This is a genomic window from Paenarthrobacter ureafaciens, from assembly GCF_004028095.1.
GTDB classification, from domain to species: domain Bacteria; phylum Actinomycetota; class Actinomycetes; order Actinomycetales; family Micrococcaceae; genus Arthrobacter; species Arthrobacter ureafaciens.
The window spans coordinates 2218460-2241449 of sequence record NZ_SBHM01000007.1; the positions used below are offsets into that span (position 1 = coordinate 2218460).

Annotated in this window: 28 protein-coding genes; 23 read left to right on the top strand and 5 right to left on the bottom strand. The window is 64.3% G+C overall.

Going from position 1 to position 22990, the window contains the following annotated elements; translation table 11 throughout:
* On the bottom strand, positions 1-1422 hold the full coding sequence (gene flgK / locus AUR_RS14645; RefSeq protein WP_062095342.1) for a flagellar hook-associated protein FlgK: 1422 nt from the start codon (positions 1420-1422) through the stop codon (positions 1-3).
* Between the two features lie 12 nt (positions 1423-1434).
* On the bottom strand, positions 1435-1917 hold the full coding sequence (locus tag AUR_RS14650) for a flagellar protein FlgN (RefSeq protein ID WP_062095344.1): 483 nt from the start codon (positions 1915-1917) through the stop codon (positions 1435-1437).
* Positions 1918-2142: 225 nt separating this feature from the next.
* On the opposite strand from AUR_RS14650, the gene AUR_RS14655 reads away from it, so the two are divergent.
* The 4 genes from AUR_RS14655 to AUR_RS14670 all read left to right on the top strand — a co-directional run bounded on the left by AUR_RS14655 (position 2143) and on the right by AUR_RS14670 (position 5190).
* Complete coding sequence (locus tag AUR_RS14655) at positions 2143-2979, top strand: flagellin N-terminal helical domain-containing protein (protein WP_276522952.1); 837 nt, start codon at positions 2143-2145, stop codon at positions 2977-2979.
* A gap of 114 nt (positions 2980-3093) precedes the next feature.
* Complete coding sequence (gene fliD / locus AUR_RS14660; protein ID WP_128397196.1) at positions 3094-4476, top strand: flagellar filament capping protein FliD; 1383 nt, start codon at positions 3094-3096, stop codon at positions 4474-4476.
* 2 nt (positions 4477-4478) lie between these two features.
* Complete coding sequence (fliS, locus tag AUR_RS14665; protein ID WP_021473723.1) at positions 4479-4919, top strand: flagellar export chaperone FliS; 441 nt, start codon at positions 4479-4481, stop codon at positions 4917-4919.
* Positions 4906-5190 (top strand): hypothetical protein, encoded by a 285-nt coding sequence (locus AUR_RS14670; protein WP_062095351.1) that lies wholly within the window; start codon positions 4906-4908, stop codon positions 5188-5190. The genes fliS and AUR_RS14670 overlap by 14 nt, the downstream gene beginning before the upstream one ends.
* A gap of 92 nt (positions 5191-5282) precedes the next feature.
* On the opposite strand, the gene AUR_RS14675 is transcribed toward AUR_RS14670, so the two are convergent.
* Entirely contained in the window at positions 5283-6497 is a 1215-nt protein-coding gene (locus tag AUR_RS14675; RefSeq protein WP_206616257.1) for an amidohydrolase, read from the bottom strand.
* Positions 6498-6589: 92 nt separating this feature from the next.
* Here AUR_RS14675 and AUR_RS14680 point away from each other — a divergent pair, with 92 nt between their 5' ends.
* The 13 genes from AUR_RS14680 to AUR_RS14740 all read left to right on the top strand — a co-directional run bounded on the left by AUR_RS14680 (position 6590) and on the right by AUR_RS14740 (position 17002).
* Entirely contained in the window at positions 6590-7231 is a 642-nt protein-coding gene (locus AUR_RS14680; protein WP_062095353.1) for a cyclodeaminase/cyclohydrolase family protein, read from the top strand.
* Positions 7232-7439: 208 nt separating this feature from the next.
* The gene (gene flgB / locus AUR_RS14685; RefSeq protein WP_021473719.1) at positions 7440-7781 is read left to right on the top strand and encodes a flagellar basal body rod protein FlgB; all 342 of its coding nucleotides are present in this window, start codon (positions 7440-7442) and stop codon (positions 7779-7781) included.
* Positions 7781-8173: a flagellar basal body rod protein FlgC gene (locus AUR_RS14690; protein ID WP_021473718.1), complete on the top strand. Its 393-nt coding sequence runs from the start codon at positions 7781-7783 to the stop codon at positions 8171-8173. Before flgB ends, AUR_RS14690 begins: the two co-directional genes overlap by 1 nt.
* Positions 8173-8475, top strand: coding sequence for a flagellar hook-basal body complex protein FliE (gene fliE / locus AUR_RS14695; protein WP_062095355.1), 303 nt, complete (start codon positions 8173-8175; stop codon positions 8473-8475). The genes AUR_RS14690 and fliE overlap by 1 nt, the downstream gene beginning before the upstream one ends.
* Positions 8475-10109, top strand: coding sequence for a flagellar basal-body MS-ring/collar protein FliF (gene fliF, locus AUR_RS14700; protein WP_062095357.1), 1635 nt, complete (start codon positions 8475-8477; stop codon positions 10107-10109). The genes fliE and fliF overlap by 1 nt, the downstream gene beginning before the upstream one ends.
* 2 nt (positions 10110-10111) lie before the next feature.
* The gene (gene fliG, locus AUR_RS14705) at positions 10112-11128 is read left to right on the top strand and encodes a flagellar motor switch protein FliG (RefSeq protein ID WP_276562218.1); all 1017 of its coding nucleotides are present in this window, start codon (positions 10112-10114) and stop codon (positions 11126-11128) included.
* On the top strand, positions 11118-11717 hold the full coding sequence (locus AUR_RS14710; RefSeq protein ID WP_062095358.1) for a FliH/SctL family protein: 600 nt from the start codon (positions 11118-11120) through the stop codon (positions 11715-11717). Before fliG ends, AUR_RS14710 begins: the two co-directional genes overlap by 11 nt.
* Positions 11714-13027, top strand: coding sequence for a FliI/YscN family ATPase (locus AUR_RS14715; RefSeq protein WP_062095359.1), 1314 nt, complete (start codon positions 11714-11716; stop codon positions 13025-13027). The genes AUR_RS14710 and AUR_RS14715 overlap by 4 nt, the downstream gene beginning before the upstream one ends.
* Positions 13024-13449, top strand: a complete 426-nt coding sequence (locus AUR_RS14720) for a flagellar FliJ family protein (protein WP_062095360.1) — start codon at positions 13024-13026, stop codon at positions 13447-13449. The genes AUR_RS14715 and AUR_RS14720 overlap by 4 nt, the downstream gene beginning before the upstream one ends.
* Positions 13446-14069: a C40 family peptidase gene (locus AUR_RS20745; RefSeq protein WP_062095361.1), complete on the top strand. Its 624-nt coding sequence runs from the start codon at positions 13446-13448 to the stop codon at positions 14067-14069. The genes AUR_RS14720 and AUR_RS20745 overlap by 4 nt, the downstream gene beginning before the upstream one ends.
* Positions 14070-14179: 110 nt before the next feature.
* Positions 14180-15349 carry a flagellar hook-length control protein FliK gene (locus AUR_RS14730; protein ID WP_164888687.1) on the top strand — a complete coding sequence of 390 codons (1170 nt, stop codon included), beginning with the start codon at positions 14180-14182 and terminating at the stop codon, positions 15347-15349.
* Positions 15350-15367: 18 nt separating this feature from the next.
* Positions 15368-15790, top strand: coding sequence for a flagellar hook assembly protein FlgD (locus tag AUR_RS14735; protein WP_021473709.1), 423 nt, complete (start codon positions 15368-15370; stop codon positions 15788-15790).
* Positions 15791-15829: 39 nt separating this feature from the next.
* Positions 15830-17002: a flagellar hook protein FlgE gene (locus tag AUR_RS14740; RefSeq protein ID WP_062095363.1), complete on the top strand. Its 1173-nt coding sequence runs from the start codon at positions 15830-15832 to the stop codon at positions 17000-17002.
* A 102-nt stretch (positions 17003-17104) separates the two neighbouring features.
* Here AUR_RS14740 and AUR_RS14745 read toward each other — a convergent pair whose 3' ends face one another.
* Positions 17105-18379, bottom strand: coding sequence for a type II toxin-antitoxin system HipA family toxin (locus tag AUR_RS14745; protein WP_062095364.1), 1275 nt, complete (start codon positions 18377-18379; stop codon positions 17105-17107).
* Positions 18376-18624, bottom strand: a complete 249-nt coding sequence (locus tag AUR_RS14750) for a helix-turn-helix transcriptional regulator (RefSeq protein WP_021473706.1) — start codon at positions 18622-18624, stop codon at positions 18376-18378. The genes AUR_RS14745 and AUR_RS14750 overlap by 4 nt, the downstream gene beginning before the upstream one ends.
* A 207-nt stretch (positions 18625-18831) precedes the next feature.
* Here AUR_RS14750 and AUR_RS14755 point away from each other — a divergent pair, with 207 nt between their 5' ends.
* The 6 genes from AUR_RS14755 (at position 18832) to fliO (ending at position 22934) form a co-directional block, all read left to right on the top strand.
* Entirely contained in the window at positions 18832-19143 is a 312-nt protein-coding gene (locus AUR_RS14755) for a flagellar FlbD family protein (protein ID WP_082694511.1), read from the top strand.
* 49 nt (positions 19144-19192) lie between these two features.
* Positions 19193-19960, top strand: a complete 768-nt coding sequence (locus tag AUR_RS14760; RefSeq protein WP_062099038.1) for a motility protein A — start codon at positions 19193-19195, stop codon at positions 19958-19960.
* On the top strand, positions 19957-20775 hold the full coding sequence (locus tag AUR_RS14765; protein WP_031216916.1) for an OmpA/MotB family protein: 819 nt from the start codon (positions 19957-19959) through the stop codon (positions 20773-20775). The genes AUR_RS14760 and AUR_RS14765 overlap by 4 nt, the downstream gene beginning before the upstream one ends.
* 66 nt (positions 20776-20841) lie before the next feature.
* Positions 20842-21726 (top strand): flagellar motor switch protein FliM, encoded by an 885-nt coding sequence (locus AUR_RS14770; RefSeq protein ID WP_062095366.1) that lies wholly within the window; start codon positions 20842-20844, stop codon positions 21724-21726.
* A complete protein-coding gene (fliN, locus tag AUR_RS14775; RefSeq protein WP_062095368.1) occupies positions 21723-22430 on the top strand; it encodes a flagellar motor switch protein FliN in 708 nt (235 codons plus the stop codon). The genes AUR_RS14770 and fliN overlap by 4 nt, the downstream gene beginning before the upstream one ends.
* Positions 22431-22934 (top strand): flagellar biosynthetic protein FliO, encoded by a 504-nt coding sequence (gene fliO / locus AUR_RS14780; RefSeq protein ID WP_062095369.1) that lies wholly within the window; start codon positions 22431-22433, stop codon positions 22932-22934.
* Positions 22935-22990 lie beyond the last annotated feature (56 nt).

Below are 22990 nucleotides of genomic sequence, written 5' to 3' on the forward strand. Positions count from 1 at the left end.
TTACCTTCCTACAAGTCCGGTGCGGTTGATCAGGACATCCAAGGCTTCATCGATTGCCGTCATGACCCGCGCAGCGGCCTGGTACGCGTGCTGCCCTGCAAGGAGACTGATGTTCTCCTCGTCGAGGCTCACTCCTGAACCGGAGTTCCGGTGTACGACGGCGGATGCGCCCGCTGCGTCGGCCAGTTGCGAATGCTGTTGGGCTGCCCGGGAAGCCATTCCGATCGCCGAGACGACCCCGCTCCAGAAAACGTCGGGTGACGATTCAGCGGAACCGATTTGGGAGAGTCTGTCCGCCACGCTCCCGTCCAGCGCGCCGGATCCGACGGCTCCCGTGGCGATGCCGGCGGCATTCGTAGGAACAATACGGATCGACATTGCGGCGGGGAGGCCCGGCGTGCTGGTGAAAAAGTCCAGGCCAGTTGCGCCGTTGCTGGACTGCCCGGTCCGGTGGATCGCGTTGACGTCGCTCATGAGCTGCGTGGTGAAAGCGTTGTAGGCGTCAGCGGTTTGTGCGATCACGCCGCCCGTCCCACTCCCATTGGCCGGAGCCAGCAGCGACACCGCCCCGGCGAGTTCGCCGCCGTCGAGGTTCACCGCAGTACCGGGCCTGTCGGCCCACTCAAGCTGCACCGGCGTAGCTGCGGTACTGAGGCTCGTTGGGCCGGCAAGGGTGAGCGGGCGGACGGAGGTTCCTGAGACCAGGGCGTTGCCGCCGATGAAAACGTCCGCAGTTCCATCGGCGTTCACGCGGACACTGCCGCCGGACAAGGAAGCGATGGATTCCGTGATCTGGCTCCGGGCATCAATGAGTTCGTTCGCGGAGCCTCCGGCGGCGAGTGTTGAACGGATCTGCGCGTTGAGGTTCGCTACGCGGCCGGCAGCGGCGTTGAGCTCGTTGACGGAGGCGGCGGCTTCGCCGCGCACCCTGCTCCACTGGGCATCCAACGCCCCGTAGCCTGCCGATACTGTCTCCGACAGCGTGGCTGCGGCTTCCAGCAGGACCGACGCCGGAGCGGACTCGCCAGGGTGGTTGGCAACTCCCTGCCAGGAAGCCCAAAAGCTGTGCAACGCCGTCGAAATCCCGTGCTCACCGGGCTCTTGGAGTGAGTCCTCAAGGCGCTGCATTTCCGTCGATCGGACCGTGGCGTACCCGGAAGCAGCGGCCGTGTTCCGGACGCCGGCGTCGAGGAAGGTGTTGCCCAACCGCGCAATGCCATCCACGGAAACGCCTTGGCCCGCCTGAGCGTCACCCGGGTGCACGCCGGTCCGGCCCGGCGCTCCGATGGCCGACTGCTCGATCCGCTGCCGCGTGTAGCCCGGCGTAGCGGAGTTGGCGATGTTTTGGCCTGCCAGGTTGATGGCCTGCTGGGCCGCGGTGAGGCCACGGTAGGCCGTGTTGAGTCCGCCGAATGTGCTCACAGGGTTGCCTTCTTAGAGTTTCCGGTCAACAAGATGGGCAGGCGAGGAGTCGCCCGTCCTGCCGTGGGAGTCATAGGTGCCGGCTGCCGGTTTCAGGTCCGCCAGGGTTTCCTGGGTGGAACGAACGGCAGCGCGCAGGAACTGTTCGTTGGCATCGCGAAGTTCCTTGATGGTTGCTGTTTGCTGCCGCATGGCCGTGAGGTGGGATTCGAGTACGTCTGCCCATGCGGGATCCGGCGCCCCCGCAGCGAGTTCGGCCAGCGAGCAATCCGCAGACAGGCCCCACTGCTCCGCGACGGCGGCAATCTCCACCGCCCGGGTGAGGCCTGCCTGGGAGACGCGTTCAAGAACCTGTTCCACCTCCCGGGTCCCATGCGGCAGCCACCTGGACTTGCCGGCCGTCAGCAATAACTGCTCCTCTTCGAGCTTGAAAGTCAGAAGATCCAGAAGCTCACGTTCGCGCCACAGCAGGGCTGACAGTTCATGGATGGCCACTGCGGTCGACTCCAGTTCTGGTTTGGGATGGGGATGCGGGGCGGAACCCTGTCCGCCAACTCGCCAATAACTATCGGCCGGCAGCGGTCCGGCGTTAGGCGGCCATCCGGTGAAAAACCTCCAGCAACTTTTAACTAACGTCATCCGCGCCGCGCGCCGATAGTGCGCTGTGACGGCCCACGGATGGGCTGCCACACAGTAAGTCCAGATCACGGAGGAAAAATCATGGGCATGCAGATCAACAACAACCTGATGGCAAACAACGCTTACCGCAGCTTGAACGCCACGCAGGACACCCTGTCCAAGTCGATGGAGAAGCTCTCCAGCGGGTTGCGCATCAACCGGGCCGCAGATGACGCTGCCGGCCTTGCCATCTCGGAAGGCCTCAAGTCCCAGGTCACCGGCTCGGCAGTTGCCGCGCGGAACGCCCAGGACGGCATCAGCATCATCCAGACCACGGAAGGTGCCCTGACCGAAGTCCACTCCGTCCTGCAGCGCATGCGCGACCTCGCAGTACAGGGTGCATCGGACACCAACAACGCCGATGCGCGCGCAGCAATCAAGAAGGAAGCTGACTCGCTCGGTAAGGAACTGAACCGCATCACCGAATCCACCAACTTCAACGGAATCGACCTCCTCAAGGGCGGCTCCAAGAACATCCAGGTGGGCACCGCAGGCTCGGCGAACGATGTCATCGCCGTCAACCTCGGCGATGTGGCAACCGCGGTGGGGGCACTGTCCTCGGCGACCGGCTCCACGGACTTCGTAGTGACGGACAACGCCACCGCCCAGACCACCATCACGGCAATCGACACCGCCATCAAGGCAGTATCCACCCAGCGTTCGGACCTCGGCGCAAGCCAGAACCGCTTGGACCACGCCATCAAGTCCCTGAACGTTGCCGGTGAAAACCTGCAGGCTGCCCAGTCCCGCATTGCGGACACGGACATGGCTGCGGAAATGGTCAAATACACCAAGGCCAACATCCTGTCCCAGGCAGGTACCGCCATGCTGGCACAGGCCAACCAGTCCGGCCAGGGCGTTCTTTCGCTCCTTCGCTAAGGACTCCCTGTTTTAGCGCTCCTGCGCTAAAACCGGCGTGAAACGGCGTCCGGCCAGGCCCCATCCTGGCCGGCCGCCGTCGGCATCTAACTGATCGGAACCGGGAGGAGACCTGTGACAACCGCCATCGACGGCCTCGCGAGCGGACTGAACACCACGGCGATCATCAATTCGCTGATGTCCGTTGAGGCGCTGCCGCAGACCCAGCTCAAGACCAAGCTGGCCTCCAACCAGACGCTGATCTCAACCCTGCAGTCCCTCAACACCAAGCTCACGTCCTTGAAGGACCTGTCCCTTGCAGGTTCCGCCACGGGTGCGCTGAATCTGTTCACTGCCACCAGCAGTGCCGCTTCCGTCACGGCAAAAACCACGACGGCGGCCACTGCGGGATCGATTGACCTGACCGTTACGCAGTTGGCGCAGACGCAGGTAAACGTCACCGCGGCCATGGCGTCATGGCCCACGGACGGCGGTGCGCCCGCCAAGCTGACGATCGTGGATTCCACGGGTAAGACGACCGAAATTGCGCCCGCGGGCACTTCTTTGGATGACGTGGTCTCAGCCATCAACGCAGCATCCGGTGGCGCACAAGCGGTGAAGGTTCCGGCCGGCAACGGCACCTACCGTCTGCAACTCACGGCTTCGCAGTCCGGTGCGGCCGGAGCCTTCACTGTCTACCAAGGCACAGCCGCCCACGTCGCGGGCGGCACTGCGATCGACCTCATGGCGGATCCGACAGCCGCCATCGTACGTACCGCCCAGGATGCCAAAGCGACACTGTACGCCGGCACCGCGGCCGCCCAGATCCTGACTTCCGGGAGCAACATTTTCGCCGACGTCCTGCCGGGTGTTTCCGTGACGGCAACGGCGGTTACCGCGGGTCCGGTGACAATTACTGTGGCCAGCGACGTTCCCGGGATCACCAAGAAAGCCGAAGATTTGGTGACCTCCGTTAACGACGTCCTCAGCTTCGTCTCCATGTACAGCGCGGTGTCCAAAGGCACCAACTCCAGTGGCGCGTCCGTACCCAAGGCCGGGATCCTGACCGGGAACAGCACCGTGCGGGCAGTCAACGACCAGGTCCTCGCAGCGCTCTCCCGGCCCATCGACGGAAAATCGCCGGCCGAGTACGGAATCAACATCACCAAGGACGGAAGCTTCACTTTTGATTCCGCAAAGTTCTCCGCAGCTCTGACGGCGGATCCCGCAGCCGCGCAGTCCGCCGTCCAGGCCCTCGCCGCCCGGGTGGCTGACGCCGCCACCGCCGGAGCCGATCCCTACACCGGCTCCGTTTCCAGCCTTATCAAAGGCAGGGAATCCGAAACCCGGGATCTGGGGAACCGGATTGCCGATTGGGACCAGCGGCTCGCCACGCGCCGAGCTACCCTCCAAGCCGTCTATACCAACATGGAGGTCCTGCTCGGCGGCCTCCAATCGCAGTCAACCTGGTTGTCCGGGCAGATTTCCTGCCTCCCCCAGCAGTCCACAGGAGAATAGCCATGACCTACAGTGCACTCCGCGCCCAGCAAGTCTCGCGTTACAACGACGACGCCGTTCTTTCCGCACCTCCGGCGCGCCTGCTCACCATGCTCTACGACCGGCTGCTCCTGGACCTGAAGCGGGCCCGGTTGGCACAGGAGAACACCAATTGGGATTCCGCCCGCGAGAACCTGCTCCACGCCCAGGCGATCGTGGCCGAACTTCAGTCCACGCTACGGGTGGACCTCTGGGACGGTGCGGCCTCCCTGGCGAGCATTTACGAGTACGCCATGCAAGCCTTGATCGGTGCAAACATCTACCGGGATGTGGAGCGCACCAAGGAATGCATTGAACTTTTGGAGCCCTTGCGGCAGGGCTGGCATGAGGCCTCGGCGCTGTTGACGACTGAGTCGCCTGCGGTTTCCGGTTCCGTCCCCGGGCGGGCGCTTGGCGTCGCTTGAGATCTGGACCGGCATCCTCGACAGGTTTGAAGCGGACATAGCCTTGGCTGTTTCCGGAGGGTTCCCGCCTGCGTGGGAACCGCCCTTGGATGCAGGACCATTGCCCGCTGAGCTGGCGCCACAGGCGCGGCGGGTCCTGGAGGCGCAGGCCGACGCCATGGATCTCCTGGCCCGCATGAAGCACGACGCCGGGACGCAACTCGGTGCCTTGGCTGCTGTCCCTGCCGGCCCCGTTTTTGAGCGGCCGCTGTTGCTGGATATCCGCGGCTGACGTCCGCTGCGCCCTCCCAACTGAGTCGCATTACTGCGCGTTTTGAGCGCCCAAAACGCGCGCTACTGCGACTTACTTGGGTGCTATGAGCGTCAGGCGAGGAACTCGCGGGCGGCGGTGACCAGTGCTTCCGTCCCGAGGGTGAGAGTGGGCTGGATGACCGGTGCAAAGTACGGGGAATGATTGGAAGGAACGTCCTCAGGAAGCCGCCCACTTTCCGCGAACTCCTTGGCGTAGTGCGGCTCGATGCCGCCCAGGAACCAGAACACCAACGGCGCGCCGGCTGCCGTGGCGAGCATGCCCACGTCCTCGCTGCCGGAAACGGGGCCTGGGTCCATGACCTGCCCGGCGCCGAACTTTTGCCGGAAGGCCGCATCCACCCTTTGCGCGGCTGCATCATCATTCACGGTGAGGGGAAAACGTTCCTCGTAGTTGAAATCGGGCTCCCGCGCGGCACCGGATGCGGCCGCTTCGCTCCGCACAATACGTTCGACGGCGGCAAGCACCTTTTCGCGCGTGGGCTCGCTGAAGGACCTGATGCTGAGGCCGAGGGTGGCCGTTTCCGGAATGATGTTGTTTTTAGTGCCTGCGTGCAGTTGCCCAACAGTCACCACGGCCGAATCACTGGCGGCGATTTCGCGGGCCACTACCCCTTGGAGCCGGACCGTGGCAGCCGCGGCCATGAGGACCGGGTCCACGGTGGTTTCAGGGCGGGAACCGTGCCCGCCGCGACCGTGCAGGGTGATGTTGAGCGAATCGGCAGATGCCATGGCAACACCGGAGCGAAGTCCGAACCAGCCTGCGGGGACAGGCGCCACGTGTTGACCAAGGACCACCTCGGGCTTGGGGATGCGGTCGTAGAGGCCGTCCTTGACCATGGTGTCCGCCCCGCCACCGAACTCTTCGGCCGGCTGGAAGATCGCGATCAGTGTGCCATGCCACTCCTGCTGTGTCCGGACGAGTTCCGCCACGGCGCCAATCAGGCAGGTGACGTGGACGTCGTGCCCGCAGGCGTGCATGACAGGTACCTCAAGGCCCTGGTGGTCCACACCCATGGCAGTGCTTGCGTAGTCCAGCCCGGTGGCTTCCTTGACGGGCAGTGCATCCATGTCAGCACGCAGCATCACAATGGGGCCCTCCCCGTTCCGGAGAACACCCACTACGCCGGTCTTTCCGATGTTCCGGTGGACTTGGAGGCCCAGACCGTCAAGGTGTCCGGCCACGATTCCAGCCGTTCGCACCTCCTGGAACGACAGCTCCGGGTGAGCGTGCAGGTCTTTGTACAGTTCTTCAAGGTCAATGCCCACAGGGATGCCCCTCACAGTTTCGACGCCGGGATGGCCAGTGTATCGGGGGGACAGTGGTGTTGGTCAGGTCTTGGAATGCGAGACTGGGCTGCATGGCTGATTCAGAAGAGATCAATACCCAACACTCCACGGTCGAGGAATGGACCAAGGCCCTGGCGGAGTCCAGCGGTTCACCTGGCGGAGGGGCCGGGACCGGGGTGATGCTTGGCATCGCCGCATCGTTGACCTCAATGGTGGCCGGCTACTCGGAGAACGCGGGGGAGGACTTGCTGGGCCGGGCGCGCGCCTTGCGGGAGACGGCCCTTCGCCTGGCAGACGAGGACGCCGTAGCCTCCAAAGCTTTCGGGGCAGCGTTCCGGCTGGACCCCGGTCCGGAACGTGAGAAGGCCATCCGCGAAGCATCCGTGGAAGCGGCCAAAGCCTCCGCGGTGTTGGGGGATCACGCCATTGAGGCCATCGAAGACCTGGAATGGCTGGCTGCGAACGGAAATCCTGCCCTGATCGCCGACGTCGTGGTGGCCTTCGGGGCGCTCCGGGCTGCGATTGCCGGTGCACGGACCAACGTCAGCTTCGATCTCGCTGCGCTTGCCAAAGGCGGCACACCGTTGGAGGAGGTTCGCTCCCAACACCCCGAACTGTGGGAAACGGTTGGCCGGCTCAGCGGTGCCTTGGATCGGATAGATGCCCTGACCGCGGAAGTGGACAACAAGGCGGCTCCGACCGACGCCGTGTGAGGGCTTCATTGCCACTCATGTCGCCGGCATGGAACGCCGGCATTGAACGCCGGGCAGGCTCGGTGATGGAAGCACGCCCGGTATTTACAAAATTTGCTGGCGAATTCCGCTAACGGCGGCCTGAACAGTGTCGATAACTGCTGCTGAGCAGGGATCGCTCGATGCGTGGCCACGGATTGGCCTTAGGAACACCACCAGGTGAGGACTTGTGCTTGAATCCGTGACATCCGCCGCACTGGCCAGCGCCATGGATGCGCTCGCCTTGCGCCAGCGGACCATTGCCAACAACATCGCAAACATCAACACGCCCAACTACACCGCCAAAAGGGTTTCCTTCGAGGATCAGTTGGCGGCCTCAGTTCGTGCGGGCGATGGAGAGGTGAACGCCACGGTATCCCCGTCGGAAGAGCCAACACGTACCGACGGAAACAACGTCAACCTGGACACGGAGACGTTGTCCAATATCGACACTGTCCTGCGGTACCAGTTTGCGGCCCGCGCAGCTGCTGGAGAATTCACCTCCCTCCGCACTGCGTTGAGGAGCTCCTGATGACATTCGATGCGATCGGAATCGCAGGCTCCGCACTCACCGTCCACCGCAAATGGCTGGACGCGGTGTCAGACAACCTGGCCAATATGAACAACGCCTCCAGCACCGACGGAGAGGTCTTCCGGGCCCGGTACATCGAGGCAGCCGAGGGAAACGACGGGCAAGGTGTCTACGTCAAGAGCACTCCGCTGGGCGACGCGACCGGCAGGATCGTATACCAGCCGGACCACCCTTTGGCCGATGCCGACGGCAACGTGAAGTACCCGGACATAGATCTTGCCGAACAAATGGGAACTTTGATCATCGCCCAGCGCGGCTACCAGGCCAACGCACAAGTAGTTGACCGGGCCCGCGAAACGTACCTGGCAGCACTCGAGATCGGAAAATCCTGATGTCCCTGAGTCCCATCGAGAGCGTCCAGGGCGTCAGCGGAACGGGGTATGTCGGGAGCACCAAGGCCCCCGGCAGCACCGGGGGTGGGTTCGGCACCGCACTGACCGGCGCCGTCGACGATTTGCAGTCCCTGCAGTCCACGTCAAAGGAACTTGCTGTGTCCGCGGTGACAGGCAACCTCGACGATATCCACAAGGCAACCCTCGCTGCCACGCGCGCGCAGGTGACGTTCGAGCTTGTTGCCGCGGTGCGGAACAAGGGCATTGACGCGTTCAACGAAATCATGAGGATGCAGGCCTGATGCCACCGGCGATTTCCCAGTTCTTCCGCAAGCTTGGCACCGGCATGCAGGCGTTCAGCCCTGCCCAGCGCACACTCGCCATTCTGGGCGTGGCCGTGATTGTGCTCGGCGGCGTCGCCCTGACTGCGTGGCTGGGGAAGCCCGCCTACTCACCACTGTTTTCCGGGCTGAAGGACACCGACGCGAACAGCATCGTGGAGCAGCTCCGCAAGGACAACATCCCTTACGAGCTCAGCAACGGCGGGTCCACCATCCTGGTCCCCGAGGACAAGGTGTACGACGAGCGCTTGAAAGCGGCGGCCGCAGGATTGCCTACCGCCGCGGCCACCGGCTATTCGTTGCTGGACAAGCTGGGCGTCACTTCCTCTGAGTTCCAGCAGTCCGTCACGTATAAACGGGCCTTGGAAGGGGAACTCAGCACCACCATCCAGGCGATGGACGGCGTAAAGTCCGCGGCCGTGCAACTCGCCATCCCGGAGAAGTCGGTCTTCGTGGCCACCACCCCCGAAGCCACCGCCTCGGTGTTCGTGGAAACGCAGCCGGGCACGACCTTGTCCTCGGACAAGGTCCAGGCGATAGTGCACCTGACCTCCGCGGCGATCGAGAACTTGAAGCCAACCAACGTCTCGGTGGTCGATTCGCAAGGCAACGTCCTGTCCACAGTGGGCGGAGGAGCTACCGGGTCATCGTCCAAGCAAGCCTCGGATTACCAACAGCGCACCTCGGATGCGGTCCGGACAGTGCTGGACAGCGTAGTGGGCCCCGGGAACTCGACCGTTGCAGTGGCCGCCGATGTCACGGCCGAATCGGCCCAGCAACGCAGCGAAACATTTAGCCCTGCCAGCAACACGCCGGCACTCAGTGAGTCCACGAAGACCGAGAAATACACCGGAACGGGCGGCGGAGCAGCAGGCGTCCTGGGTCCGGACAACATTGCCGTTCCCGGCGGAACCTCGGCGAACGGCAGCTACGACTCCAGCGATACCACCAAGAACAACGCCGTCAACAAGGTCACCGAAGACCGGACCATCCCTCAGGGAGCCGTAAAAAGGCAGACCATCTCCGTTGCCATCAACCAGTCAGCTGCCGGGGGCGTGAACATCGACTCCGTCCGATCACTGGTGACCGCCGCTGCCGGCATCAATACTGCACGCGGCGACGTAGTCACAGTGGAGGTCCTGCCCTTCAGCACCGCCGCCGCAGACAAGGCCGCTGAAGCACTCGGATCTGCCCAGGCCGATGCCGAGGCAGCCAAAGAAGCAGCGCTCATGAACACACTGATCATGGCCGGCAGCATCTTGCTGGCCGCAATCGCCCTGATTGTGACCGTCTTGATTATCCTCAAGCGCCGCCAGCGCCGGGAACCGGTGGACCTCGGAGAACGCGTGGAGTACGACGCTTTGCCTGAAGCCATCCCAACCCCTGCCATAGCAGGTCCGCCCACCACGGCCATCGAACTGACATCCATCCAGCCCGCTGCACCGTTGGAGCCCACCCCCGCCCTGCCGTTGCCCGATTCGGATGCCCTCGACGGCGAACTCAAACGTGCGCAGATCGAAGCGATGGTTGCCGATAACCCGGCACGGACCGCCGAATACCTGCGCGGCCTCATGGATGAAAGGCAGTCGGTGTGAGCCTGCCCGAAGCACCGGCCCTGAGCGGGGTCCAGAAGGTGGCTGTGGTCCTCATGCAGATGACCCCTGCCAGTGCCGCTGCAGTCATGGCCCAGTTTTCCGAATCCGAGGCAGAGGACATCGCCGCGGAAATTGTTCGTCTCCGCCGCGTTCCGTCCACCGTCGCAGATCACGTCATCAACGAGTTCCATGGACTGGCCGTCAGCGGCCGCCGTTCCGCCCGCGGGGGCCAGGAATTCGCCGTCGGACTTCTTGAAGCATCCTTCGGTGCCGACAAAGCCGCCGGCTTCATGGACCGCCTCGCCTCAACCATGGCCGGAAAGTCCTTCGAATTCCTGGAAATGATGGACCCCGGGCAGATCCTTGCCCTGATCGACGGGGAATTGCCGCAAACCATCGCGCTGATCCTGGCCCATCTCCGGCCCGGCAAAGCCTCCGCTGTCATGTCCGGTTTGGAAGATGCCCAACGCATCGATGTGGCCCGGTGCATCGCGACCATGGGCTCGGCGTCTCCCGAAGCCGTCAGCATCGTTGCCGAAACACTCAAGGTCCGAGCCGGGGCGGTGATGTCCCAACGCAAATCCAACGAGGTCGTTGGCGGCATCCAGCCGCTGGTGGATATCATCAACCGTTCCGACGTCAGCACGGAGCGCTCGGTGTTGGACGGACTCGGCAGTGTGGACCCGGACCTCGCCACCGAGGTTCGGGCGCGAATGCTCACGTTTGTGGACATCGTCAAACTGGAACCGCGCGATATCCAGCAAATTCTTCGCGGTGTCAGCGCCAGCGTTTTGGCCATCGCCATGAAGGGCGCCCCGCAAGTTGTCCTGGAAACCATCAGGGCCAACATGTCCGGCAGGAACCTGGAAATTCTCGAATCGGAAACGGCCGCATCAGGTCCTGTCCGTGCCTCGCAGGTAGAGGAAGCCCGCGCGGACATCGTCAGGTCCATCCGTGAGCTCGAAGCGGCGGGCGCTATTGTTGTCCGGCGCGGGGACGAGGACGACTTTGTCTACTGAGCCCTACACCCGCGTTACGTTCCCCGTCCTCAGCTCCGAGGCTCCCGCCACTGACCGCGGGTTCACCCAGGGCCACGCGGCCGGATACGCAGCGGGCATGCGCGCAGCGGCAGAAGAGCTACGCCGCTTGCGGGAAAAGCAGCTGGCTGAGCAGGCGGAAGGGCTCGACGCCGGCCGCTTGGCTGTTGCGCGTGCCGTCACCGTGCTGGAGGCAGCAGCTTCGGCCGCGCAGCGCCGCAGGGAGGCAACGGTTGCCGAGATCGAGGACGTGCTCGCCGCCACTGCCCTGGAGCTCGCCGAGGCCATTCTTGGCTACGAACTGGCGCACGGTGAACGGACGGCCCGGGCTGCAGTGGACCGGGCGCTCAAGGACTCCGACGGAACCCTCACCACGGTTCGCCTGCACCCGGGAGACCTGGCCGCCTTGGAGGCTTCCGGCGTCGTGCTCCCCGCCGGTGTTGAGCTCAAGGCCGACGCCGCGCTCAACCCGGGCGACGCCGTCGCCGAACACCCTCAAGGGTGGATTGACGCGCGGTTGGGCTCAGCATTGGAGCGTGCCCGGCAGGCGTTGCTTGGAAGCCACGCATGAAGGGCCTCGCAGCCGCCGTGGCCGCCGCCGCTCCGCAACGGGTGGGCACCGTGACCTCCGTCCTCGGGCTGGGACTCGAGGTAGCGGGGCTGGATTGCGCGGTGGGCGAGTTGCTGACCGTGGGATCCGGCGCGGAAGCGCTCGACGCCGAGGTGGTGGCGTCGGTACTCGGGGGAGTGCGGTGCATGCCCCTGGGCCGGCTCACGGGTATTGCCGCGGGGGCGCCGGCACGCGCATCCGGACGTCCCGTGATGGTACCCACCGGGGCCGGTCTGTTCGGACGTGTGCTGGACGGGATGGGGCGGCCCCTTGATGGCAAGGGGCCGCTGGACTGTTCACACTTTGTGCCGCTGGACCAGGAAGCGCCGAACCCCATGCTCCGTGCGCGCATCGACACACCCCTTCAGACAGGGGTCCGGTTGCTGGACACCCTGACCACCCTCGGCCGGGGCCAGCGAATCGGCCTTTTTGCCGGCTCCGGGGTGGGCAAGTCCTCGCTGCTGTCCATGGTGGCCCGCGGCACCGACGCCCAAGTTTCCGTGATCGCGCTGGTGGGCGAACGTGGCCGCGAAGTACGCGAGTTCCTTGAGGACGATCTTGGTCCCGAAGGCTTGGCCAGATCCGTGGTGGTGGTTGCCACCTCGGACGAACCGGCCCTGATGCGCCTCCGCGCAGCCGTCACCGCAACACGGATCGCGGAGTCATTCCGTGAATCCGGACAGGACGTAGTCCTCATGATGGACTCCCTGACCCGTGTAGCCATGGCTCAACGCGAAATCGGCCTCTCCGCAGGTGAACCGCCCGCAACACGGGGCTACCCGCCGTCGACCTTTTCTGTTTTAGCCAGGCTCCTGGAACGGGCCGGAACCGCCGAAACCGGCTCCATCACGGGTATCTACACAGTCCTGGTGGACGGCGATGACCACAACGAACCCATTGCCGATGCCGCACGCTCCATCCTGGACGGGCACGTGGTCCTGGACCGGAAGCTCGCCGTGACAGGCCACTTTCCGTCCGTCGATGTTCTCGGATCCGTGTCCCGGGTGGCCTCGAAAGTAACAGACCCCGTCCATACCGCGTGCGCCGTGCAGTTGCGGAGGGTACTGGCTGCCCGCCGTGCAGCCCAGGACCTGATCGACGTCGGCGCATACCGCCGGGGGAGCAACCCGTTGGTGGACGCCGCCTTGGACAACGAGGCTGCCATCAACCAGTTCCTGCGCCAGGGCATGGGCGAGCCCTCCGCTATGGCCGAATCGTGGGCCTGGCTTTCCAGACTGTCCACCCGCTTTGACGTGGAAGGAGCCGCGTGAACCGACAGTTCTCCCTCGCAGGATTGCTGAGGCTGCGACAGGCCGAGCAAAAAACCGCCGAAACGGGGCTGGCTTCAGCCAATGCCCGTTCCTCCTCCGTCCGTGCCCGACGCGCCGAGGCCCGCGCCGCCCTCGCGGAGTCGGCCGGAACCGCCGGAGATTCCGCTACCTTGCTGGCCATCGCGGCTGCCCGGGCATCCTCGCAGAGCATGCTCGCAGAGCTTGATGCGTTGGCAGCCGTTGCCGCTGAGGAGGCTGCCGCCGCGCAGGCTGAGTACACAGAGGCGCGGCGCCGCGCGGTCGGCCTCGAGAAACTGGAGAACCGGCACGATGCAGCTTTCGCTGCTTCCGAACTCCTCGCCGAACAGGGCGCCCTGGATGAGATTGCCTCAGCGGCATGGCACAGGAAGGCCGGCTCATGAGCATGGTTGAGGCGCTGGGCAGGATCCAGAGCATCGAAGCATCGCTGCAGCAGTTGGCTGAGCGGCCTGTTCCTGCCTCCTCTGGTCCGGTCACGCCCGTTTCTTCTTCCTCCTTCGCCTCGGCATTGAATTCGGCCCTGGGAACTGCCGACGCTTCCGCCCCTGCGGATATGTCCCGGATGCTCGCCGCCGTAGGTAGTACGACGTCGGCAACGGCCCCCGCCGCACCCGTTGCCACGGGCGGGGGAGCCACAGGGGACGCCGTGGTTGCTGCAGCCAAGAAGTACATCGGAGTGCCGTACGTGTGGGGAGGGACCAACCCGGCCGTCGGCATGGACTGCTCAGGATTCGTGCAGCGCGTGTTTAAGGACCTGGGTGTTGACTTGCCCCGCGTGGTGAGCGACCAAATGCACAAAGGCAGTCCCGTACCCTCGCTCGCTGAAGCCAGGGCCGGGGATCTCCTGGTGAGCTATGGCGGCGAGCACATTTCCATCTATCTGGGCAATGGCAAGGCCATTGATGCTCCTGTGCCGGGCCAGACTATCCAGATCCGGGATGCGTGGGAGAAGTATTCCAACCTGACCTCCATCCGCCGGATTGTTCCGTCCGGGGGTGACTGATGCAGGTGGGGTTCCTTTTTTCGGGCAGCCCGTCCGGAGTTGTTAGGCCGGGTGGTGCTTCCGGTTCTGCGCAGGAGGGGTCGTCGGTTTCCGTGCAGGAGGGGCCGCCGTTGGCCCTTGGTTCCGTTGTTGCAGGGGGTTCGTCGGTGGCAATGAGCCTCCCCGCTGCCGAAGGAGCGGGAGGTCCGGGGGCTTTTGGCGACATCCTCGAGCGGTTGCTCGGCCCCGCCGATGCGGACGGTACGGAGTTGTCCGACGACGGATCCGTGGCTTCGGCTCAGGACCTGCAAGCCCGATTCGTGGGTTCGCTGCGTAGTGTGCCGGGCGCACGGCACACCCCGCAGCGAGGCATCGAAGTGGAGGGGACTCCTGTGCCCGGGACCCCCTTGTCCGGAGTAGCTGACGTCTCAAGCCAGCCTCCTTTGGACGACTCCCTGCCTGTTAGACGGTTCCTGCCGTCCAGTGGGCAGCGATCCGTCGAAGCAGGGAGTTCTGCGGTGATTCCTGTGCCGCATGCCGCTTCGTCGTCAGGGCTGGGAGTGGGCGGTGGGGTACCCGTTGCTTCGGTGGAGGGTAGGCCGGCGGGGAGTCACGGCGAGATGCGGGACATGGCCCGATTCGTGGGTTCGCTGCGCAGTGTGCCGAGCGCACGGCATGACCCGCAGCGAGGCATCGAATCGGAGGGAGTTCCAGGGCAGGCAGCGACCGCGACGCCCGCCGCCGTCGTTCATCACGCGCAGGTGCAGCCGCAGGCGCAACCCGCCCAGCTCCAACCGGCGCCGACCCAATCCGCAACCCAGCACCAAGCAACGAACCAGCCCCTTGCGCACCAGCTCACCCAACCCCTGTTCACGCTGGCCACGGCCAAGCCAGGCGAGCACGTCATGACGCTGAGGGTGTCGCCGGAGGACCTGGGCCCGCTGACTGTGCGGGCGCACATCGACGGCGGGGGTGTGAGGATCGAACTGTTCGCCGCGGGTGATGCGGGACGTGAAGCTGTGCGCCACGTGCTCCCTGAGCTGAGGCGGGGGCTGGAGGAGATGGGAGCGAGCCTGAGCCTGTCGTCGGATGACAGCCCCCAGACGGACCGCCGTCCCCACGACAACTCCCAGGGGCAACATCATCCCCATGACAACCCCCGCCATGTCCCGACCGGTGAAGGGCCAGCCAGTGGAAATACAGAACTCCGGGCTCCGGTCCCGCAGGGCCCACGAGAGCCGGCCCTGGATGCTTCCCGCAATCGTGGACCACAACAAACCCGCCTCGACGTCCTCGTCTGACGTGAAGGAGAGAACAGCGTGACCATCCAAGCCATACCCGGCGCGGCCCAAGCCAGCCCAGGCCAAACCGTACGCAAGCCCGTCCAGACCATGGATTCCGAGGTCTTCATGCAACTGCTCGTGACGCAGTTGAGGTATCAGGATCCCAGCGCGCCCATGGACACCAACCAGATGATGAGCCAGTCGGTGCAGCTGTCCATGATGGAGAAGATGACGGAACTTACTGCCGGTTCCAAGGAGAGCTTCTCGTTGCAGATGCGCACGGCTGCTGCCCAGATCATCGGAACCACCGTGGATTACGCGCTCGCCGACGGAACCAAGGGCTCCGGCACGGCCACGTCCGTGTCCTTTGCCGAGGGCATCCCACTGGTCAGCATCGGCGACAGGAAAGTCCCGCTGGACAGCATCACAGGCATTACCACCGGACCATCAGCCGCGTAAGCGCACACAACAAACAGACCACCGAAGAAAGGCAACACCATGCTCCGTTCGCTGTACTCCGGAATTTCCGGCCTCCGTGCCCACCAGACCATGCTCGACGTCACCGGCAACAACATCGCCAACGTCAACACCACGGGGTTCAAGTCTTCCTCGGCCCAGTTCCAGGACACCCTTTCACAGATGGCCCAGGGCGCGGCTGCTCCACAGGGGGACAGCGGTGGCTCCAATCCTGCCCAGGTGGGGCTCGGCGTCAGGGTTGCCGGCGTAAGCACCAACTTCGGCCAGGGTTCATCGCAGAGCACCGGCCGCGGCACCGACCTGATGATTTCGGGCGAGGGTTTCTTCGTCACGGAGAAAGGGACCCGGCAGTTCTACACGCGTGCGGGCAACTTCCAGCTCGACGCCGGGGGCCGCTTGGTGAGTCCCGACGGCGGCATCCTCCAAGGCTGGTCCGCCACCAACGGAGCGGTGAACCTGGGCGCTGCCACGGGGCCCATTACCCTGGCTCCGAACGCTACCGCTGCGGCTGTGGCAACAACCCGCGCAGCGCTTGCTGGAAACCTGCCATCTGATGCAGCCGTGGGTACCGCTGTGGAGCGCCAGATCAGGGTGTTCGACGGCAACGGGGCAGAACGGGCGCTCAACATCACCTTCAGCCGCACGAACACCGGGTGGAGCGTAGCCGGAGCGGACGCCAACGGAGCCAACGGCTCGGGCGCGCTCACGTTCGCGAATGGAACACTGACCTCGGGCGGAACACTCAACGTTGGCGGGATTACCGTGGACCTTGGCGCCGTCACCGGCTTCGCTCAGATGGACACGGTCACCGTCACCGGCCAGAACGGTGCCGAAGCGGGAAAGCTGGAGTCCTTCACCCTGGCCGCTGACGGCTCTGTGGTGGGCGCGTTCAGCAACGGCAGCACCCAGGTCCTCGCCCAGGTGGCCCTTGCCAAGTTCACCAATGCCGAGGGCCTGGAGAAGGCCGGCGGCTCAACGTACGTCGCAACGGCCAACTCGGGGGCTGCACAGCTCGGCGTCCCGGGTGATGCGGGACTGGGTTCGCTGAGCTCCGGTTCCCTCGAGATGTCCAACGTGGATCTGTCCCAGGAATTCACCAACCTGATCGTGGCCCAGCGCGGCTTCCAAGCGAATGCCCGCATCATCACCACCTCGGATGAGGTCCTGCAGGAACTGGGCAACCTCAAGCGCTGATTGCCCGGAGACGTCTCCTGAAGAAGAGAGAGGCCGCCCGGGCTGCAAAGACCATCGGAGCCCGGGCCGTCCCTTTAGCATCGGCTGCTTCGCCGGCATACGTCAGGGGGTGACCGGCGCTTGGCCGGCAATGGCGCGGCGGGCCGTTCCGCCGTTTAGCAAGTCACCGGCTCGTGCTGTAACGAGTTCTCCCAGGAACCCGATCTCTTCCCGGGCGGGCACCGTGGCAGCAGCTCTTTCGACCGACTCCAGCACGGCGATCGCCGTCGCCTGCGCATCTCCCGCCTCCATGCCCCACGCCACACCTTCGCGTACCACATGCTCCAACGTGAGGTGGTTGAGCCTGGACTGACCACCCACAACGTGGCCCGCGTTATTGCTCGGGGCATAGAGGAGCAAAGTGGGGGCAAGGTCGTACAGCGGGGCCAGCTCCAGTTCGCCTCCATCCCTGATGAGCATCGAATAGTTCTTGGAGTGCGCGTCCCCATTGCCGATTACGAGATTGAAAGTAACGGACCGCAGCAGCGTGCGCCGGAATTCCCGGTCGTCGCGGGTGTGCGGTCCCGCAGCCTTCGCGAGCTGGGTCAGTCGGGACGGCGGTGCGGTGGAGGTTTCGTACTTGGAGGTGCTGGCCAGGGCCAACGCCTGGGTGAAATCTTCCTGGTGCAGCCGATCGCCGTCCGGAGTGCGGTCGTACCGGGTTACGACGATTGCCTCGCGGGATCCGAACGTCTCCACATGAGCCTTTGCGGCCGGCAAGCCCGCCGCAGCCGCAACCTTCAAAGCCCAGTCCTCGGCGGCTATCAGATGCGGAACAGGGGAATCCAGCGGTTCCGGCTTGATGATGTGGGTGGATACGGTCCCGCGGGCCGGCCATGCCCAGCCGTTCCCGCGCCGGCTCAGCAGCACCTTGGACTGAATACCTCCCAGCGAAGCGGTGATCGCGAAGTCTTCGGGCAGGTCCCAAGTAGGCAGTGCCTCAACGACGCGGACGACCTCATCGGCGGACATCAGTTGGGAGTCAACGGGGGCGTCCGGGGTCATACCCGATGGGAGTGCTTGGACTGCACCGGCGCAATCGGCACCCAGAATGGCGAGCAGCCCCAGGACGTCCGGGGTCGACAATCCGTTCTGCGCAGCGATATGCGAACGGACCTGCCCCTCCGGCAAGAGCCCGTCAAAGTAGTTGTATACCGCGGGCCCGTCGATCTTCTTGCGGTCTATCGGCAGCGACAATGAAAGCAGAATAGAGGCGGCGCCGTACTCGGCAATGACGTCCGGATCGTAGCGGAATGACATCCTCAGGCCAGACCCGGTGAGGACGCCGATGTGCCTTCCGTGCAGGAGTACTTCCAGGCTCGTGTTCCGCGGGCTCACGGCTTAACCTGCAGCTTCGAGAACCGGGGGACCAAAGCGACATCGCGGCCCAGTACGCGGATGGCTTCCATAGCGAGGACGACCGAGACTGCTTCGCCGTGCTCAAGCCTCACAATGGTGCGCCGCGCAGTTCCCAGACGATCCGCAAGCTCCTGCTGGGTAATGCCCGCCTCCCTTCGGGCACCGCTGATAGCCCGCCCCAGCGAGGCGGCATCAACGGCCCGGTAAAACGGAGTTTGCGACATATATTGATCATACGCACCAAGTCCCTAATTTGCGCCAGATATGGCACATTTCTCAAAGAGGCACGATTGTGCCAAATATGGCACACGTCGGCCCGCGTCCGTCCTTCATCCAACAGACAGGGCAGGTTTAGCTGGGACCCCTAACGCCACGCCGGTCCCGGCCGACAGTAGGAGGTACAACCACCCCAAGCCAAAGCAGAACAGCACATGATCGTCGTGACCCGCCTCAACGGCACCCGCTTCGCCGTGAATCCGGACATTCTTGAACGGATCCACGAGAGTCCGGACACTCATTTGGTGACTCTCGACGGCGCCGCCTACGTTGTGCGGGAATCGCTGGTCGAAGTGGTGGAGCTGATCGCGGAATACCGGGCGACCGTGCTGCGCCGGGCGCAGGACCTTCCGCGGGTGACAGGCTACCCGTTGAGCCTGGTGCCGCCGCCCAAAGCGGACGACGCGGACGAGTCGGACGAAGCAGAAGAACCGGAACACCCCAACCACCCCCGAAACGGAAGGTAGCCCCGTGACTATCATCGGCCTGCTGCTCGCCTTTGCCTCAGTGGTGGTCATGGTCACCTTGGAGCACGCAAACCTGACGTCATTGCTCCTTCCCGCACCCATGGTTTTGGTCTTTGGTGCGACCATCGCCGTGGGCCTGGCCGGCAATACGCTCCCGGATGTCATCAGCTCGTTCAAGCAGGTGCCCAAAGTCTTCATGGGCAAGCCGGCCAAGGCCAGTGCGAGCATCGACGAGTTGGTCCGGTTGGCGGAGAAAGCCCGGAGCGACGGCTTGTTGTCCTTGGAGGAAGAAGCCAACAACGCCAAGGATCCGTTCCTGGCCCGTTCCCTCCAGAACATCGCCGACGGAACGGACGCCGATGAGCTTCGGTTCCTCATGGAGGACGAAATCGATACCCGGATGCGCGCGGACCATGTGGCCTCCAAGTTCTTCGCTGCCTTGGGCGGATACGCACCTACGATCGGCATCATCGGCACTGTGGTCTCGCTGACCCACGTGCTGGAGAACCTGTCCTCCCCGGACCATCTGGGTCCAATGATCGCCGCGGCCTTCGTTGCCACCCTCTGGGGCCTGCTGTCGGCGAACTTCATCTGGCTCCCGATCAGCGCCAAGCTCAAGCGTCTTTCTGAGCTGGAAGTGGAACGGATGAACCTCGTGATGGAGGGCTTGCTCGCAGTACAAAGCGGGACCCAGCCGTTGCTCCTGGCGGAGCGGCTGCGGGCCATGGTCCCGGCCGATCCCAAGGCCAAGAACGCCAGGAACAAGGCGGACGACGGCGGCAGGGCCGGCAAGCTGACGACGTCCAGGGCCGCATGAGGTCCCGCAGGAAACGCGGTGCTCAGCCTGAAGAGCATCATGTGGACGAACGCTGGATGGCCTCCTACATGGACATGGTCACAGTACTCATGTGCATGTTCATCGTGCTCTTCGCCATGTCATCGGTAGACCAGATCAAATTCGAGAAGCTTCGCAATTCGCTGGCCACGGGTTTCGGAACCGAGATCAGCCAGAAGGTGGATACCGCCAGTGGAGTGGTGGTGCCGGGCGAATTGGCCACGGCCAACGGTGAAGGTTTCTCACCCCTTGACCTGGCCACGGAGGAAGTCAATAAGCTCACTGCCCTGCAGGGCGCCATGCAGAACCAGCTGCAAGCGCAAGGCCTGGACCAGAATGTGGAGTTCGTGGTGGGGGAGCGGGGCCTGACCGTGAAGCTGGTTGGTTCCCAGACCTTCTTCCAACCTGACATGCCGGACCTCACCCCCAAAGCGCTGAAGATCCTCAACGCCATCGCTCCCACCGTGGTTGGCTCAGGCCTTGAGGTGATGGTTGAGGGCCACGCAGCCAAGGGCTATACCGCTTACGCTTCGACGTGGGAACTGTCCGCAGCAAGGTCGGTCAACGTCTTGAGGTACTTCGTGGACCAATCCGGTATGCCGCCCGGCCGGATAGGTGCCGTGGCCTTTGGCGCCGCCCGGCAGGTCACGGATGATTCCACGGAGGAACTGATGGAACTCAACCGGCGGGTGGACGTAGTGCTGGTTTCCGACCGGCCGGAAGACATCCGTTCCCTCATTCCGCAGGCAATCGAAGCCCAAACCCAGGACACCGCTGCTGCGGCCAAGGCGAAGTAGCCAACGCCGGATAACGGAGAGTAAAACAGCCTTACGCCCGCTTCATCTTGGTCGATAGTCCCGTCCGTGGGAGAACAGGAAGGCCGCCGGCGCATAGTGGACGTCTATGACTTCCGCCGGCCTACCACCTTGCCGCGCCAGCACAGCCGTGTCCTGGAAGTTGCCTTCGAAACCTTCGCCCGGCAATGGGGCACGCAGCTCACCGCGAAAGTCCGGCTGAAGTCCACGGCGACACTTGAACAGTTGAGCATGCAGAGCTACGACGAATACTCTGCTTCCTTGCCTTCGGTGACGTCGATGATCCTGTGCCGGATCGAGGACTGCGAGTCCAGGCTGGTGGTCCAGTTCCCCGCCACGGCGGCGCTGTCCTGGCTCAGCCGGATGCTGGGGGGATCAGCAGATACCGCCGTGCCGGAACGCAAGTTCACGCAGATTGAGCACTCGTTGATCAGCCGCATGGTGGAGGAAGTCCTTGAGGACCTGAAGTACTCCCTGGGCAACCTGTTGACACAGTCCGTCACCATGGACGGGATCCAATACAACTCCCAGTTCGCCCAGGCCGCTGCGCCCTCTGAGCTGATGGTGGTGGCCGCCTTCAGTGTGAACGTGGGTGAGACCCAGTGTGCTGCAACTCTGGCCATTCCGGCCGATGTCCTGCTCAGCGGATTGGGAGAGGTGAACCCAACAGTCCATAGCGTGGACAACGAAGCCCTTGTCAGGACACAGTTGGCCCAAGTACCCGTTGAGGTGGCTGTCCAACTAACCCCCGCCCAGGTGACGCCGGCGCAGATCCTGGCACTCGGCGTCGGGGACGTCCTTCCGTTGCCCCACCTGGAGAACCGGCCGTTTGACGTCACCATCAACGGCACCCGGCTGGCCACAGCCGCCGCCGCACGGAACGGTTCGAGGGCCGCCGCCGTCATTGTCACTACCGAGGAGCACCAGCGATGAGCATCACCCTTACCGTGCAGGAAGCGGCAGCCGAACGCCTGGCACAGCACCTTCCAGCGTCCTCACTGCTGACGGTTGCCGGGATCGTCCCCGCGGAGTCCGCGGCAGCTTATGCCTCTCCGGCTGTCACTGCCACATTTGTAGGTGCGTCGACGACTGACTTCGCCCTGCTGCTGGTGGACACCTCGTTTCTCGCCGCTGCCGGCGGTGCCTCCACCGGGGCGCCCTTCTCCGCAAGTGACGTCCTTCGTCCCGCCTTGGAGCAGGCTGCATCAGCGTTCGACGCCGGGGTGTTGGGGGAGTTGCGCGAGGAAGATGCAACAGGACTGCTGCAGGACCCTGCGACGGTTGTTTTTGAACTTCACGACGGCACAGTGCCTTTCGGATGGTTCGCTGTCCGGGTGCGGAACAATGACTCCGGGCCTTCCCGCAACGGCCGCGATTCCGATCTCACGGCCCGGCTTGGCCTCATCAGCAGCGTGGAGATGGCGTTGACGGTGGAGATTGGCCGTACTCGAATGTCCGTCCGCGACGCCTTGGCACTTGAACCGGGGAAAGTCATTGAACTCGACCGTTCGGCCGGTGCCCCCGCTGACGTGCTGCTGAACGGACGCCTGATAGCCCACGGCGAAGTTGTGGTGGTGGACCAGGACTACGCCGTGCGCATCACCCGTGTCCTGGACGGGGTAGAGGGAACGTTGTAAATGGATTCCTTCCTCCTCGGGCTGCGCGTCGTCGTTGCCCTCGGCGCCGTGCTGGCCGCAATCTGGCTACTCCAGCGCCGACTCGGCAAAGGCAAGGGACGTCGTCGTGCCGATTCCACGCTGAGCGTGGTGAGTCGCCAGGCCGTGGGGCAGAAGGCCTCCGTGGTGGTGGTCGATGCCGGTGACAAGCGCTTTCTGCTGGGTGTCACGGAGCACAATGTCACGGTCCTGCACAGCAGTGACGCACCGGTGCTTGCAGCTGAGGTGATGGATTCGGTGCCCCGGCCGATGGTTGAGGAACAGAGTTTCGCTCAGTTGTTCCGGCAGGCATCCGGGGAACAGGTGCCCCGCACTGAACTGGTCACCGGGCAGGTTCCCGTGGTCCGGCGTCGGGCGGACCTGCACCGGCGGGCGGCCACCCCGGCGCACCCCCTGCACGGCTCCATCCTTTCCGCTTCCACGTGGCGCCAGGCCTCCGATGCCTTCAGGGGACGCCGCAATTGATTCGTTCCGCTGGTTCCGGCTTGCCGGGACTGCCCTCCTCCCGGCTGTACCGGGTG

Coding starts and splice junctions, on each gene's coding strand:
- AUR_RS14655 (WP_276522952.1), top strand. CDS start 2,143: ATGGGCATGCAGATCAACAACAACCTGATGGCAAACAACGCTTACCGC.
- fliS (WP_021473723.1), top strand. CDS start 4,479: ATGACCTACAGTGCACTCCGCGCCCAGCAAGTCTCGCGTTACAACGAC.
- AUR_RS14680 (WP_062095353.1), top strand. CDS start 6,590: ATGGCTGATTCAGAAGAGATCAATACCCAACACTCCACGGTCGAGGAA.
- AUR_RS14690 (WP_021473718.1), top strand. CDS start 7,781: ATGACATTCGATGCGATCGGAATCGCAGGCTCCGCACTCACCGTCCAC.
- fliE (WP_062095355.1), top strand. CDS start 8,173: ATGTCCCTGAGTCCCATCGAGAGCGTCCAGGGCGTCAGCGGAACGGGG.
- fliF (WP_062095357.1), top strand. CDS start 8,475: ATGCCACCGGCGATTTCCCAGTTCTTCCGCAAGCTTGGCACCGGCATG.
- AUR_RS14715 (WP_062095359.1), top strand. CDS start 11,714: ATGAAGGGCCTCGCAGCCGCCGTGGCCGCCGCCGCTCCGCAACGGGTG.
- AUR_RS20745 (WP_062095361.1), top strand. CDS start 13,446: ATGAGCATGGTTGAGGCGCTGGGCAGGATCCAGAGCATCGAAGCATCG.
- AUR_RS14740 (WP_062095363.1), top strand. CDS start 15,830: ATGCTCCGTTCGCTGTACTCCGGAATTTCCGGCCTCCGTGCCCACCAG.
- AUR_RS14750 (WP_021473706.1), bottom strand. CDS start 18,624: ATGTCGCAAACTCCGTTTTACCGGGCCGTTGATGCCGCCTCGCTGGGG.
- AUR_RS14755 (WP_082694511.1), top strand. CDS start 18,832: ATGATCGTCGTGACCCGCCTCAACGGCACCCGCTTCGCCGTGAATCCG.
- AUR_RS14760 (WP_062099038.1), top strand. CDS start 19,193: ATGGTCACCTTGGAGCACGCAAACCTGACGTCATTGCTCCTTCCCGCA.
- AUR_RS14765 (WP_031216916.1), top strand. CDS start 19,957: ATGAGGTCCCGCAGGAAACGCGGTGCTCAGCCTGAAGAGCATCATGTG.
- fliN (WP_062095368.1), top strand. CDS start 21,723: ATGAGCATCACCCTTACCGTGCAGGAAGCGGCAGCCGAACGCCTGGCA.
- fliO (WP_062095369.1), top strand. CDS start 22,431: ATGGATTCCTTCCTCCTCGGGCTGCGCGTCGTCGTTGCCCTCGGCGCC.